The following is a 12,443-nucleotide window of genomic DNA, read 5'->3' on the forward strand; positions in this document are numbered from 1 at the left end:
TGCGGCGCAACAAAGCTTTCGAGACGCACTGGCACAGTGCTGTCTACACTGTGTGTTAACGCACCCGTTCCATAATCCCCCTGCCGGGCTAAACGGGACTGGGCCTGTCGCTTGCCAGCGCTGCCACGCTGGGCGAGGGCGAAGCACTGGCAGGCGGGCCGCGGACGATAATGGATCGCTCATTCCGTAGGCGCAGCTGACCCTACCCCAGCCCGTCGATGCCATTATCGCTGGTGTGCCAGTAGCCCAGATGAAAGACCACATGCTTGCGCTTGATACTCGCCAGATGGAACCCGAAACCCAACTGGCGCGTGATCCTGCCTTCACCCATCCGCATCCATCACAAAACGGCCCGGACATATCACGAGAAGGCCGGGGTTCTGATTTCTCGACTGCAAATATCTGACGGCGTGCCGGAAGCAAAAGAAGCGCTTACGGCGCTTTTGTCGATGGGTCTGGGCTACAAAGAGCGGAGGGGCCTGCGTTGCAAAACTCGATCATCCGGATCGCAATGGTCACCGCCTTTAGCCCGGGCTTTGCGTTTTGGCACCCTGCCCTTTGTTGGCACAGTCACTTGCTGCGCTGCGAAGCTCGCGGGCTGCATTCTGATTGAGCTGTTCGGGTGGTGTGCAGATCAGACCTGCGTGAACATCCGGTAGCCGGGCGCATAGGTCAGGGTAACGGCCGTGATGGGATGCTGCTCTGAAAACGTGGTCCGGTCGATGGCGAACAGGGCCGCACCTTGCGCACAATCCAGCACTTTGGCCAAAGCGTCGTCCGCAGGGGTCGCGTAAAAGATGAAATCGCCACCGGAATAAGACATGTTCCGCACCAGCCATTCATTCGCGCTGGTCGTCTCAAAGCTGACATCGGCCGAGACGAGGGCCGGATTGATCCAGCGCATTTCCAGACAAAACGGCTGTCCATCGGCCAGATGCAGCGCCTGCACCGCGCGCATTCTGGTTGTGTCGTCAAGCTTTAGCGCCTTGCGGATGGTGTCCGGCGGACGATCACAGGTATCGGACAAAAGCTGATAGCCATAACCATGCCCCCGCGCTTCGATATCATGGCGGATGATCGCGATCTCGAAAGTCGCCTTGCGCACAGGCGTCAGCGACACCCGCGTGCCACCTTTGCGGCGGCGGTCCAGCAACCCCGCCTCGGCCAGATCACGCAGGGCGCGGTTGACGGTGGCGCGCGCGCAGCCGAATTCGGTTGCCAGATCAGCCTCGTGCGGGATCTGGCTGCCAGGGGGCCATTCGCGCGCCCTGATCCGGCGCAAGGCTTCGGCGCGCACGGATTGCCATGTAACGGGGCCGTCCATCACAGGGCGGTCAGCCGCCGCAGCACCTTGCGGTAGGATGCGGTGATCGTGTCGTGGTGCATGTGCCTGCCTTGGGTGACAACGTGGCGTCCGGCGGACCAGACATCGGTGATCGCGCAATCGTCGGCGGCAAAGATGAAGGCGTCAAGCAGGGTATCACCCTCGCGGCCTTCAAGGTCGATATGGGTGGTGTCGAGGGCGATCAGATCGGCCAATTTTCCCGTCGCAATCTGGCCTGCATCGCGCCCTGCCGCCTGTGCGCCGCCTGCTACGGCACCTTCAAACAGCACGCGTCCCGTTGATTTGTCAGGGGTGGCAAGTGCGGCACGGGAATGGTCGCGCAGGCGTTGCGAATAATCGAGGGTGCGCAATTCTTCGGCCAGGGCGATACGGATGTTGCTGTCCGACCCGATGCCCCATGCGCCGCCCGCCCCTGCCCATGCCACGCCGTCGAATATCCCGTCACCAAGGCTCGATTCCGTGATCGGACATAATCCGGCCACGGCACCGGTTGCGGCTAAGGCCAGTGTTTCGCCCCGTTGCATCTGGGTGCAATGGATCAGGCACCAGCGGTGGTCCACGGGGGCATTGTCCAGCAACCAAGTGACGGGACGCGCGCCAAGATGGGCTGAAACCTCGTCCACCTCGGCCAGCTGTTCGGCCAGATGCATGTGCAAGGGTGCGTCAGGGCGCAATGTCAGGCAGGCGGCCAGTCCTTCGGGTGACACAGCGCGCAAGCTGTGCGGGGCCACGCCAAGGCGGGCATCGTCAGGCAATGTGGCCAAGGCGGTCTGTGCGGCGTCAAGCAGCGCGGCAAAGCGGTCGGGGTCATTGCCGAACCGGATCTGGCCCGCGCCAAGGGGGCGTTTGTCGCAACCGCCAAATTGGTAAAGCACAGGAAGCAACGTCAAGCCGATTCCGCTGTCTGCGGCGGCGGCGGTGATGCGGTCTGCCATTTCGGACAGGTGGGCATAGGGCTGACCGCCGGGTGCGTGGTGCAGATAGTGAAACTCTGCCACAGCGCTATAGCCCGCCTCCAGCATCTGCATCTGCACAAAGGCGGCAATCGCCTGCACGTCATCGGGGGTCAGCTGGTCCAGAAAGCGGAACATCAGCTGCCGCCATGTCCAGAAGCTGTCGCGGGGGTCAGGGCCGCGCCGTTCGGTCAGCCCTGCCATTGCGCGCTGGAATGCGTGGGAATGCAGGTTGGTCGGCGCAGGCAGCAGCGCGCCCACGCGGGTATCGTCCGGCGCAATGGCTGCGCCTGTGTGCAGCTGCGTGATGCGCCCGCCGTCAACAACAACCGCGACATCGCTGTGCCAGCCCGATGCCAGCAGCGCCCGTTCTGCCCAGATCCTGCCCATGATCGCCCGCCATTCCCCGTTGACACAAAAATAAGTATAGACATATTGTGACAAGTCCGCAGGGGAATCAAGATGCAATCGGCTGGCACCACAGTTCTGATTAATGCCGCACTGGCGACGATGGCGGCCCCTGTCGCGGGGGCGGGTGCCGTGGCGATCAAGGACGGTCTGATCGACTGGGTGGGGCCGGTTGGCGACTTGCCCGCAGGCTATCGCGACGCAGAAACGCTGGACCTGCAAGGTCGGCTGGTCACGCCTGCCCTGATTGATTGCCACACCCATATCGTCCATGCCGGTCACCGCGCGCGCGAATTCGAAATGCGCCTCGAAGGGGCGAGCTATGAGCAGATCGCGCGCGCAGGCGGCGGGATCGTGTCCACGGTCGCTGCCACGCGCGCGGCGTCAGAGGGTGACCTGCTCGCGCAGGCCATGCCGCGGTTGGATGCGCTGCTGGCCGAAGGCGTCAGCTGCATCGAGGTAAAGTCAGGCTATGGTCTGGATATCGACACCGAACTGCGGATGCTGCGGGTGGCGCGCGAACTGGCGGCGTTGCGCCCTGTGCGTATCCGCACGAGTTTTCTGGGCGCACATGCGGTGCCTGCCGAATATGCAGGCCGTGCGGATACCTATATCAACGAGATCTGCATCCCCGCCTTGCATCAGGCCCATGCCGAAGGGCTGGTCGATGCGGTGGACGGATTTTGCGAAGGGATCGCCTTTTCGCCCGCGCAGATCGCGCGTGTGTTTGATGCGGCACAGAAACTGGACCTGCCGGTCAAGCTGCATGCCGAACAATTGTCGCATCTGGGCGGCACGGCGCTAGCGGCGCGGTATGGCGCGCTTTCGGCGGATCATGTCGAATATGCCACCGATGCCGATGCCCGCTCTTTGGCCGCAGCGGGCAGTGTCGCGGTGCTGTTGCCCGGTGCTTATTATTTCATTCGGGAAACGCAGTTGCCCCCCGTCGCCGCGTTCCGCGCGCAGGGTGTGCCGATGGCTTTGGCCAGTGACTGCAACCCCGGATCGTCACCGCTGACCTCGCTTTTGCTGACGATAAACATGGGTTGCACCCTGTTCCGCCTGACACCGGACGAGGCGTTGCGCGGAGTCACCGTCCATGCCGCAAAGGCACTGGGGCTTGATGATACCGGCGCTATCGCGCGCGGGCTGCGGGCCGATCTCGCGGTCTGGGATGTATCGACGCCCGCAGAGCTGTCTTACCGCATCGGTTTCAACCCGCTGCATATGCGTATTTTCGGAGGCCTTCTATGCTGACCCTGACACCCGGCGCCACCACGCTTGCGCAACTGGAAACACTTTGGCGGGGAGGGTTACCCGCGCGGCTGGACCCATCGGCCCGCGCAGGCGTGGATGCGGCGGCTTGGAAAGTCCGTGATGTGGCGGCGGGCGAGGCTGCGATCTACGGTGTGAACACAGGGTTCGGCAAGCTGGCGTCGGTCAAGATCGCGCCCAAAGACATTGCCACCCTGCAACGCAACCTGATCCTGAGCCATTGCTGCGGCGTGGGCGAGGCGCTGGATATCCCCACCACGCGTCTGATGATGGCGCTGAAACTGCTCAGCCTCGGGCGCGGGGCATCTGGTGTGCGCTGGGAGGTGATCGCCCTCATCGAGGCGATGCTGGCGCGTGGCGTCACACCTGTCGTGCCAGTGCAAGGGTCGGTTGGCGCGTCGGGCGATCTGGCGCCGCTCGCGCATATGACCGCCGCGATGATCGGCACGGGCGAGGCGTTTTTTGACGGCCAGCGGATGACCGGTGCGGCGGCGCTGGCTGCGGCAGGGCTGACGCCGCTGGTGCTGGGTCCGAAAGAAGGGCTGGGCCTGATCAACGGCACGCAGTTTTCGACGGCGCTGGCGCTTGTGGGGCTGTTTGACGGCTGGCGCAATGCCAGCAACGCGCTGGTCACGTCATGTCTGTCGACCGATGCGATCATGGGATCGACCGCACCGCTGGAGCCGGAAATCCACCGCCTGCGCGGGCATCGCGGCCAGATCGAGGTGGCGGGCGAAATGGCGTCACTGATGGCCGGATCGGTGATCCGCGAAAGCCACCGCGCGGGGGATGCCCGCGTGCAGGACCCCTATTGCATCCGCTGCCAGCCGCAGGTTGCGGGCGCTGCCGTCGATCTGCTGCGCCATGCCGCGACCACGCTCGAGATCGAGGCGAATGCCGTCACCGACAACCCGCTGGTGGTCGAGGCGGGGATTATCTCGGGCGGTAACTTCCATGCCGAACCGGTGGCCTTTGCCGCCGATATCATCGCGCTGGCACTGGCCGAAATCGGGGCGATCGCGCAGCGGCGGGTCGCCTTGATGGTTGATCCCACGCTCAGCCATGATCTGCCGCCGTTTCTGACGCCAAATCCCGGCCTCAATTCCGGCTATATGATCGCCGAGGTCACGACCGCCGCGCTGATGAGCGAGAACAAGCATCTGGCGAACCCCTGTTCCACAGACAGCACGCCAACATCGGCCAATCAGGAAGATCACGTCTCGATGGCGGCGCATGGTGCGCGGCGTCTGGGGCGGATGAACGCGAACCTGTCGGTCATTCTGGGGGTCGAGGCGCTTTGCGCGGCACAAGGGGTGGATTTCCGCGCGCCGCTGGTGACATCGCGGCGCTTGCAAGCCGCGATGGGCGCGTTGCGCGCGCAGGTTCCGGCCTTGGCCGAGGATCGTTTCCTTGCCGGCGATATCGAAACAGCAAGCCGCCTCATCCGCGACGGTGATCTGCTGCAGGCCGCAGGGCTGGATTTCGCGCTATGACGCCGGTTGCGGTGGTCCGTGGTGACAGCCCTGTGGTGCTGGGCCTGCCGCATACGGGGACATTTGTGCCGCCGGATATCATGGCGGCGTTGAACGCGGGCGGGCAAAGCCTTGCCGATACCGACTGGCACATCCACAGCCTCTATGACGGGTTGCTGGCGGGGGCGACGACGGTGCGCGCCACTTTCCACCGCTATGTGATCGACGCGAACCGCGCGCCGGATGACGCAAGCCTTTATCCCGGCCAGAACACCACCGGCCTTATGCCGCTGACGGATTTCGACGGTCACGACATCTGGGCGCAAGTGCCGGATAAGCAGGCGGTTGCTACACGGCTTGCCGTCTTTCACGCGCCTTATCACGCGGCCTTGCAGGCCGAACTGGCGCGGGTGCGGGCGCTGCACGGTGTGGCGTTGCTGTTTGATTGCCATTCGATCCGGTCGCGGATTCCGTTCCTGTTTGACGGCACCTTGCCGGATTTCAACATCGGCACCGATGACGGGCGCAGCTGTAACCCGCGCCTTGCGCAGGTGGTCACGGATATCTGTGCGGCGGCTGCACCCTATACTCATGTGGTGAACGGCCGCTTCAAAGGCGGCTGGACCACGCGGCATTACGGCCAGCCGCAGCGCGGGGTTCACGCCATCCAGATGGAACTGGCGCAATCAACCTATCTGGCGCAGGAACAGCCGCCGTTTGCCTTCAGCGATCACAAGGCCGCGCAGCTGCGCCCTGTGCTGGCGCAGATTTTGCACAGCCTTGCGACCGCAGTGCTGGACATGCGGCCATGATCGCCCTTTTGCCATTCTTTGCCCTATCGAGGAAAAATCCATGACAAATCCCCGCCACAACACCCGCGACATCTATCCCGCCACCGGCACCGAGATCACCGCCAAAAGCTGGCTGACAGAGGCACCGATGCGGATGCTGATGAACAACCTGCACCCCGATGTGGCCGAGAACCCGCATGAGCTGGTCGTCTATGGCGGTATCGGCCGTGCCGCGCGGACGTGGGAGGATTTCGACGCCATCGTGGCCGCGCTGAAACAGCTGGAGGATGACGAAACCCTGCTGGTGCAATCGGGCAAACCGGTCGGCGTGTTCCGCACCCACAAGGATGCGCCGCGCGTGCTGATCGCCAATTCCAACCTTGTGCCGCATTGGGCAACTTGGGACCATTTCAACGAACTGGATAAAAAAGGTCTAGCGATGTACGGCCAGATGACCGCCGGTTCGTGGATCTATATCGGCACGCAAGGGATTGTGCAGGGCACCTATGAAACCTTTGTCGAGGCCGGGCGCCAGCACTACGGCGGCAACCTGACAGGCAAATGGATACTGACCGCAGGTCTGGGCGGCATGGGGGGCGCGCAGCCACTGGCCGCTGTGATGGCGGGGGCCTGCTGTCTGGCCGTGGAATGCGACGAGACGCGGGCCGATTTCCGTATCCGTACCCGCTATTGCGATGAAAAGACCCATAGCCTTGACGAAGCGCTGGCGATGATCGCGCGCTGGACGGCGGCAGGCGAGGCAAAATCCGTTGCCCTGATCGGCAATGCGGCCGAGGTTTTCCCCGAATTGTTCCGCCGGATGCAGGCAGGAGGCCCGCGCCCCGATATGGTGACCGACCAGACCTCTGCCCATGACCCGATCCACGGCTATCTGCCCTTGGGCTGGAGCGTGGCGCAATGGCGCGCAAAACAGGAAACCGCCCCCAAAGAGGTCGAGGCCGCTGCCCGCGCATCCATGCGCGCGCATGTGGCCGCAATGGTCGATTTCTGGAATGCCGGTGTTCCGACACTGGATTACGGCAACAATATCCGTCAGGTCGCACTGGAGGAAGGGCTGGAAAACGCCTTTGCTTTTCCCGGCTTTGTGCCCGCCTATATCCGCCCGCTGTTTTGCCGCGGGATCGGGCCGTTCCGCTGGGCCGCGCTGTCGGGTGATCCCGAAGATATCTACAAGACCGATGCCAAGATGAAGGAATTGTTCCCCGACAACGCGCATCTGCACCGCTGGCTGGATATGGCGCGCGACCGGATCGCCTTTCAGGGTCTGCCCGCGCGGATCATGTGGATCGGTCTGGGCGACCGGCATCGCGCAGGGCTTGCGATCAACGAAATGGTGCGCAACGGCGAATTGAAAGCGCCCGTCGTGATCGGGCGGGACCATCTGGATTCCGGTTCCGTCGCCAGCCCCAACCGCGAGACAGAGGCGATGCGGGACGGATCGGATGCCGTGTCAGACTGGCCCCTGCTCAACGCCCTGCTCAACTGTGCGTCAGGTGCCACCTGGGTCAGCCTGCATCACGGGGGCGGTGTCGGCATGGGGTTTTCGCAGCATTCGGGCATGGTGATCTGCTGTGACGGGTCAGCGGACGCGGACCGGCGGCTGGCCAATGTGCTGTGGAACGATCCGGCGACAGGTGTGATGCGCCATGCTGATGCGGGCTATGATATCGCTTTGGACTGCGCGCGCGAACACGGGCTGAACCTGCCGGGTATTCTGAGAGGTTAACAAGTTCGACTGAAGAAAAGTTTGGGACGGAATGCCTTTGGGCAAGAAACGGCCCGCCACCACCGAAAAGAGGACCTCTCGAACAACAAAACGTGCATTTCTATTGCTGCCAGAAGCGCAACTTCGGGCAAGACCAGGTCGTCCTGGCGAAGCTTGCGGCTGGAATGCAATTGGCCTGTCATGTGCAATCCTCTCCTCAAAATGTTTTCGCGAAATCTCGTGATCGCCACCTCGGTTAGATCGTCCTTCTCCGTTGGGAACAGCATGAGCCAGAGGCAAGAAGCGGGTCGTGCGCAGAACCATCCCTCTTCGTCAGCCAGCAAACTCCTGCAGACCGCGCATTTTAGTCGGACATAAATTTCGGCAACGCCGCGAAAGTCCGGTCTGGTGAAGCTGCATCGCAGCGCACGACCGGATGGCCAAGGACCAGTGCGGTCCGGTCGTACCGTTCTGAGGATATGTCTGATAGGGCAGAGAACTGACCTTTGCTGCGGTTTATGTGAAAGGCTGCTATGCGGATGGGCCGGCAAAATCGGGGCGCGTGGCCATGCAAACCTGTCGCGCCCCGTGCGGAGCAGTTAATCTGCTATTCTTATGTCGTGATTGCCCAATTGAACTGCCATCGCGTTTATACCTGCGGGTCCACGCCCCGCGAGCCACGCCAAAACCGGCCCTGCGACAAACAGCGACGATGCCGTCGCGATCACGACCCCCGTAATCATCGGCCAGGCAAACCCCGCAACGGCCGGTCCGCCCCAGATCGCCATCGGCAACAGGGCGGCCAAGGTCGTGCCCGAAGTGAAGATACAGCGCGCCAGCACCTGATTGAGGCTGCGGTCGATGACCTCGGCCAGCGGCGCGCCGGTATCTGCACGCAGATGTTCGCGGATCCGGTCGTAGACCACCACCTTGTCATTCACCGAATAGCCGATCAGCGTCAGCAAGGCGACGATGGTCGTCAGGTTCACCTCCCAGCCCGCCAACGCGATGATGCCAAAGGTTTTTGTGATGTCGAGGAACAGCACGACAATCGCCCCCGCCGCAAAATGCCATTCGAACCGGACCCAGATATAGGCCAGCATCGCCATGACGGCGAGCGACAGCGCGATCAGACCGGTGGTGGCCAACTCACCGCTGATGGTCGGTCCGACAAGGTCGATCTGGTCAAAGACAGCACCCGGCACAGCCTGCGCAGCAGCAGCCTCGACGGCCGCGACGGTGGCTTGTCCGGCCTCGCCTTGGACGCGGATCAACGCCTCTTTCGGGTCGCCAAAGGCTTGCAGGCTGGCGTCACCCGGCACATTGGCAGCAATGGCAGCGCGTAGATCGGCAAGTGGCACCGCCGTGTCAGAGCGCAGCACCATCTGCACACCGCCGGTAAAGTCGATTCCGAGGTTGGGTCCGGGCACCACAAGTGCTGTGACCGCCCCGATGGACAGCATGGCCGAGACAGCCAACGCCAGCCGCCCGCGTCGCATAAACGCAAAGGCACCGGGGGCGGTCACGCGCCCAAACAGCGGCGCAATCGTCAGCCGCGCGGGTTTGCGGCGGCGGACCAAGCCTTCCATCACCATGCGCATCAGTACGACCGCGGTGAACATGGAAATCAGGATGCCAAGGCTCATCGTGATGGCAAAACCGCGCACGGCCCCCGCGCCGAACATGAACAGCAAGGCCATCGCCAAAAGCGTGGTGATATTGGCGTCAAAGATCGTGGACCAAGCCTGCGCATAGCCTTGCTTCAGCGCCTTGATCGCGACGGCACCTTTGGCGGTTTCCTCGCGGATGCGGCTGAAGATCAGGATATTGCTGTCCACCGCGATCCCAAGGCACAGGATGATCCCTGCAATCCCCGGCAAAGTCAGTGTCGCACCCAGCACCCCCAATGCCGTCAGCGTCAGCATGACGTTGATCCCCAGCACCGCGCTGGCCAGCAGGCCCCAGCCACCGTAAAGGCCGACCATCATCGCCATCACCAGCCCCAGACCGGCAACGCCTGTGACCAATCCGGATTTGATCGAATCCGCACCAAGTGCTGCACCGACGCTGCGTTCTTCGATCACTTGGAGCGAGGCGGGCAGCGCGCCCGAGGTCAGCAAGACTGCCAGCGTCTGCGCCTCTTCCGGCGTGAAATCACCGGTGATCTGCCCCTGCCCACCGGGAATGACGGTCTGGATCACCGGTGCCGTCAGAACCTGCCCATCCAGCACCACGGCAAAACGCTGACCGATATTGGCGGCGGTGATTTCGGCGAATGTCACGGCACCTTGCCGGTCAAAAGCAAAGGTGACCATCGGGCGGCCCGTCTCGGGATCAAACCCCAGCGCCGCCTTGTCCAGCCGGTCACCGGACAAGGCGACACGGTTTTCCACCGGAATGGCACCGCTGCCGTCACGCATCTCGAGCAATGACACGCCCAGTCCGGCTTGGGGGGCGACCATCTGAAAGCTCATCTTGGCGGTCGATCCCAGCAGATCGCGCAATTGCGCGGGGTTTTCGACGCCGGGCATCTGCACCAGAATACGGTCCGCGCCCACCCGGCTGATAACCGGTTCGGACACGCCGACCTGATCGACGCGCTGGCGAATGACCTCAAGGCTGGCGTCCGCAGCATCTGTTGCCGCGCGATCAAGTCCGGCGCTGGTCAGGGCAAGGCGCATCACACCGTCAGTCCGGCTGACCGTGAAATCAACCGGCATCCCCGGCTCTGCCGTGGCGGCGGCAATCTCCTGCATCGCAACGAACAGCGCGTCATCGGCGCGGACATCCAGCGTCAAACCATCGCTGGTGATCGCGGACGGGCCTTGGTTCTGCGCCTGCATCTCGGCAACAAGTGTTTCGCGCAGGTCCTGCAGGCGGGCCTGCGCCAGATCATCGCGATCCACTGCCAGCAGCAGATGCGCACCGCCTTGCAGGTCAAGGCCCAATGACACCGTCTGGCTGGTCGCCCAGTCCGGCAGCGCGTTGCGGGTTGCGGTTGAAAGAAAGTTCGGAAGGGCTGTCGCCACTGCAAGAAACAACAGTGCGACATAGGTCATCAAGACCCATGCTGGTCGGCGCATATTCAATATCCATGATTGCCTGAAAGATTAGTCTGACGAAGATTGCGTCAGGCCACAGGCGGTCCACGAAGCGGTGGCAGGACAATGTGTGATGCAGCAAGGATCACCCCCGGCGCCTGTGGCCGGATCAGAACCGCCCCATCTGTCGCGCGCTTGGCAGCGCGCGCGGCGGGTTGCATGAAATCAGTGCCATCGTCGAACGCCGCCGCGCGGATCAGGTGGCGCTGATGGGTCAAGACGGCGTCAGCAACCGAAATCTGGCTTATCGCCACCGGACGGTCAGCGGTGCCCGCATTTTGTCCTGACCCCGCCGGCACAGCCAGCAGGGAGAGCACAAGCACCAGTAGGGATGTCAGGCGCAAGATCACCCCTGCGCCGCCAGAACATAGGCCAGATAGCCAGCCAAAAGCGCAACACCCATCCAGCGCCCGATTTGCGGGCGGGTCAGCAAAAGGGCCGTCAGCACAAGCGACACGGCGATCATGACCGGCAGATCAAAGCTCAGGAAACGGTCCGCGACAGGGATTGGCGTGATCACGGCGGTGATCCCCAGAATACCGAGAACGTTGAAGATGTTGGACCCTACGATATTGCCGATCGCAATCTCCGACTGGCGGCGGAAGGCTGCGATCAATGAGGTGGCAAGTTCCGGCAAGGATGTGCCGACGGCCACGATGGTCAAGCCGATGAACGCCTCGGATACACCAAAGCCGCGCGCGATATTGACCGATCCGTCCACCAAAAACCGCGCGCCGACCATCAGCACGACCAGCCCGCCGATCACCCACAGCACAGAGTGCAACGTCGAGGACGGAGCGGGCAGGGTGTCATCCTCGGCCGCTGCATCCCCGGGGGTGCGATAGGCCCAGACCAGATAGCCGACCAGCCCCGCAACAAGAATGATACCCGACAGCCGCGCCATGAAGCCCAAGGCAAAGATCGGCACCAGCACCACGGCGGCCGCGACCATCACCAGCGTATCGCGCCGCAAGGTCGCGCCCATGACGGTGATTGGCCAGACCAGCGCGGTCAGACCTACGATCAGCAGGATATTGGCGATGTTGGAGCCGATGATATTGCCAAGCGCGATATCAGGCACGCCGCGCCATGCGGCATCGACCGAGACCAGCAGTTCCGGCGTCGATGTGCCAAAGCCCACGACTGTCAGACCAATCAGCAAGGGCGGAATGGCAAGTCGCCGCGCGATCCCGACGCTGCCGCGCACAAGTGCTTCACCGCCAAAGAACAAGCCGATCAAGCCGGCGACGAGGTATACATAATCCAATGGAAGGGGTCCTTTGGGGCAGGTGATCTGCCCTTGCGCTCTGGGACGTGTGTATCGGCCCGATCTTGCGCAAGGCATCCGGAAAAATAATGATTCATCTTGTCC

10 protein-coding genes are annotated in these 12,443 nt (G+C 62.9%); 4 read left to right on the top strand and 6 right to left on the bottom strand.

Annotation, left to right across the window (positions count from 1 at the left end):
• Positions 1–202: 202 nt before the first annotated feature.
• The 3 genes from VCK47_RS17215 to VCK47_RS17225 form a co-directional block, all read right to left on the bottom strand.
• The gene (locus VCK47_RS17215) at positions 203–331 is read right to left on the bottom strand and encodes a hypothetical protein (RefSeq protein WP_322892152.1); all 129 of its coding nucleotides are present in this window, start codon (positions 329–331) and stop codon (positions 203–205) included.
• Between the two features lie 303 nt (positions 332–634).
• Positions 635–1,324 carry a UTRA domain-containing protein gene (locus VCK47_RS17220; protein WP_322892153.1) on the bottom strand — a complete coding sequence of 230 codons (690 nt, stop codon included), beginning with the start codon at positions 1,322–1,324 and terminating at the stop codon, positions 635–637.
• On the bottom strand, positions 1,324–2,688 hold the full coding sequence (locus tag VCK47_RS17225) for a formimidoylglutamate deiminase (RefSeq protein WP_322892154.1): 1,365 nt from the start codon (positions 2,686–2,688) through the stop codon (positions 1,324–1,326). The genes VCK47_RS17220 and VCK47_RS17225 overlap by 1 nt, the downstream gene beginning before the upstream one ends.
• A gap of 72 nt (positions 2,689–2,760) precedes the next feature.
• On the opposite strand from VCK47_RS17225, the gene hutI reads away from it, so the two are divergent.
• The 4 genes from hutI to hutU are packed head-to-tail and all read left to right on the top strand — an operon-like array spanning position 2,761 to position 7,991.
• On the top strand, positions 2,761–3,963 hold the full coding sequence (gene hutI, locus VCK47_RS17230; protein ID WP_416236689.1) for an imidazolonepropionase: 1,203 nt from the start codon (positions 2,761–2,763) through the stop codon (positions 3,961–3,963).
• Entirely contained in the window at positions 3,957–5,474 is a 1,518-nt protein-coding gene (hutH, locus tag VCK47_RS17235; RefSeq protein ID WP_322892155.1) for a histidine ammonia-lyase, read from the top strand. The genes hutI and hutH overlap by 7 nt, the downstream gene beginning before the upstream one ends.
• Positions 5,471–6,265: an N-formylglutamate deformylase gene (gene hutG / locus VCK47_RS17240; RefSeq protein WP_322892156.1), complete on the top strand. Its 795-nt coding sequence runs from the start codon at positions 5,471–5,473 to the stop codon at positions 6,263–6,265. The genes hutH and hutG overlap by 4 nt, the downstream gene beginning before the upstream one ends.
• 40 nt (positions 6,266–6,305) lie before the next feature.
• Positions 6,306–7,991: a urocanate hydratase gene (gene hutU, locus VCK47_RS17245; RefSeq protein WP_322892157.1), complete on the top strand. Its 1,686-nt coding sequence runs from the start codon at positions 6,306–6,308 to the stop codon at positions 7,989–7,991.
• A 578-nt stretch (positions 7,992–8,569) separates the two neighbouring features.
• Here the strand turns inward: hutU and secD are convergent.
• The 3 genes from secD to VCK47_RS17260 are packed head-to-tail and all read right to left on the bottom strand — an operon-like array spanning position 8,570 to position 12,338.
• On the bottom strand, positions 8,570–11,053 hold the full coding sequence (gene secD / locus VCK47_RS17250) for a protein translocase subunit SecD (protein ID WP_322892158.1): 2,484 nt from the start codon (positions 11,051–11,053) through the stop codon (positions 8,570–8,572).
• Positions 11,054–11,100: 47 nt separating this feature from the next.
• The gene (locus VCK47_RS17255; protein ID WP_322892159.1) at positions 11,101–11,415 is read right to left on the bottom strand and encodes a hypothetical protein; all 315 of its coding nucleotides are present in this window, start codon (positions 11,413–11,415) and stop codon (positions 11,101–11,103) included.
• Between the two features lie 2 nt (positions 11,416–11,417).
• Positions 11,418–12,338: a calcium/sodium antiporter gene (locus VCK47_RS17260; RefSeq protein ID WP_322892160.1), complete on the bottom strand. Its 921-nt coding sequence runs from the start codon at positions 12,336–12,338 to the stop codon at positions 11,418–11,420.
• Positions 12,339–12,443 lie beyond the last annotated feature (105 nt).

Origin of the sequence: Yoonia sp. 72 (genome assembly GCF_034652275.1) — a bacterium.
In the GTDB taxonomy this organism is placed as follows: Bacteria; Pseudomonadota; Alphaproteobacteria; order Rhodobacterales; family Rhodobacteraceae; genus Yoonia.